Genomic DNA, 2,449 nt, shown 5'->3' with positions numbered 1-2,449 from the left:
TGCTGTTCTTCTTAAAATTGCTTCAATACGCGCCAATAACTCTTCCATACTGAAGGGCTTGGTAAGGTAATCATCGGCACCAATTTTAAATCCTTCTAACTTGTCTTCCTTCATACTTTTTGCGGTAAGGAAAAGTATGGGAGTTTTTTTATCTAATTCTCGGATCTCTTTAGCCAAGGTAAATCCATCCATTTCTGGCATCATTACATCGAAGATAAGGAAGTCGAACTCTGCTTCTGTAAATTTCTGCAAGGCTAATTTTCCATTGCGTGCTAATTCTACATCAAATCCTTTGGCCTTTAAAAAGGTGTTGAGCAGTGTTCCTAAATTTTCGTCGTCTTCGGCTAATAAGATTTTTAAGTTTTTCATGGCGTTATTTATTGATCGTTATTGTAAATGTTGAACCTTTCCCAAAGGTGCTTTCTGCGTTAACCTGCCAACCTTCTAAATCGGCGATGGCTTTTACGTAGCTTAAACCTAGTCCGAAACCTTTCACATCATGTAGGTTTCCAGTAGGTACACGGTAGAGTTTATCAAAGACTTTATCCAAGTGTTCGGCTTTAATTCCTATTCCTGTATCTGCTACGCTAACGCGAATGTACTTTTCTGTTTTTTCAGTTGTAATCGTGATTGATGCCTGTTCTTTAGAGTATTTTATGGCATTATCAACTAAGTTAGAAATGATGTTTGTAGTATGAACGTGGTCTCCCGTAAATGGAATGCTTCCTGGAGCTAAGTTCAATTTAAATTGTCCGTGTTTGGCATCCATCCTTAGTTTCGCTTTCCCTACTACTTTGCTTACAATTTCATTGAGGTCAAGTGCCTCTCTTTTCAATTTTATTTCACCCTTGTCAATTACAGCACTTTGCAAGATGCGTTCTACCAAATTTCCTAAGCGTTTGTTTTCATCGTTGATCATTCCCACAAAGGGAAGCACTGCATCAGGGTTACTGGCCATCATGTCTTTGTCTGTTAACGCTTCACAAGCCAAAGAAATTGTACTGATGGGCGTTTTAAATTCATGGGTCATGTTGTTGATGAAATCATTCTTTACTTCTGATAATCTTTTTTGTTTTAAGATGGTTTTGAAAAGAACAATGAAAGAGGTAATCACTAAGGAGATTAAAAGTATACTTACCAAGAGAGTTAACCACATTTCAGAGAAAAGTTCCACGTTCATCTCATTGAAATGTATATTTAGAAAGAGATCGGCGTCAAATACGTTACCCGGAAATAAACGAGCAGCATAGGTGTGTTTCTTACTCAATTGAAGATCGTACTTATCCGTATAAGCGGGAAAAGGAATGATATCTCCATTTTTATCCGTTATGGCATAGGTGTAATCTGAATTGATCTTAGCTTGGCGCAATACATTTTGAATAACTGTATCTAAAAAAGCTAAATCGATACGTTGTTGCGGCGTTTGCGAGGAAATGTTTCGGAAGATGTCTATCATCTTCTGATTCACAAATTTGGATTTGCTAAACAATTGTGTTTTTACTCTTCTATCTAATTGTCCGGCAATGTCTAAGGAGTCTTTAGTGGATGAAGCGTATTTCATCGCGTTTCCATCGTTCATGTCCTTAACCAGAACGCTGTGTGTAGCCGTAACACCAGACAAGGAGTCGAACGATTTACCGTAAATGTAATAGTAGTTTTGAGGCTCACCTTGTTCTACGATAATGGTATCTGTAATGGATACACTTTCTTCTACCGGGAAAAGGTTTTGAAACTCTTCGATGAGCGCACTCTTGTACTGTGTTCTAAATTCTTGCCCAAAAATTGGAGCGTAATTCCTGAAGTCTGAAGCTTTTTCATGTTTAATGACCAGACTTGATAGCGTATTCTCTATACGCTTACTGTAAGCATCTGATTTTTGATGGTACAACTGAACAGATTGGTAGAGTTGTAAACCTACTAACACCAAGATGGCTAGACTTATAAGTAAGGCAATATTTCGTAAACTCAGCTTTTTCAATCTTCAGATTTGTTTCGAAGGTAAAATAAGATTAAATGTTAAAATTGTGCTTAACTTTTTTTAACAGCAAAAACCGACTGAAAGGCCCTGTTGATAGTGCCTTTCAGTCCGTGTGCTATTCATTTTTTAGAATGATGGACAGGCAATCGTTCTAAACTGTTGAACTCTGAAAGCAAATTTTTCTGGGTATTTAACGGTAAAGGAAATGCGTAATACTTTGCTTTCTCCTGGGGCAAGTTTTAAATCCCATTCCAATTCTCCATTATCGATGTTGTATTTTGCACCAGAATATTCAAGGGCTTCAACTGTGATTTCGCTTGATGCACTCACAGGTATCTGGTCTAAAATATTGATGTCAACCGTTGCAGATCTATTGTTTTTCAAGGTTACTTCATAAACGTAGGTGTCTTTTTTATTAGCACCTATCATTTGTTTTTGAGAGGTTTGAGCAATCAACTTTCTAAGCGCCTT

General features: G+C 37.3%; 3 protein-coding genes. All 3 read right to left on the bottom strand.

Annotated features, from left to right (window positions below):
- On the bottom strand, nt 1-369 hold a 369-nt coding region (locus AC22ZQ_RS14100), incomplete at its 3' end, for a response regulator transcription factor (RefSeq protein WP_318959403.1).
- A 4-nt stretch (nt 370-373) separates the two neighbouring features.
- A complete protein-coding gene (locus AC22ZQ_RS14095) occupies nt 374-1,978 on the bottom strand; it encodes a sensor histidine kinase (protein ID WP_318959402.1) in 1,605 nt (534 codons plus the stop codon).
- A gap of 126 nt (nt 1,979-2,104) precedes the next feature.
- The coding region (locus tag AC22ZQ_RS14090) for a DUF4139 domain-containing protein (protein ID WP_318959401.1) at nt 2,105-2,449 on the bottom strand (345 nt) is incomplete at its 5' end.

This window comes from Lishizhenia sp. (assembly GCF_057456495.1).
Note: the sequence above shows the minus strand (reverse complement) of the source record. Positions and strands in the feature narration are given on the sequence as shown.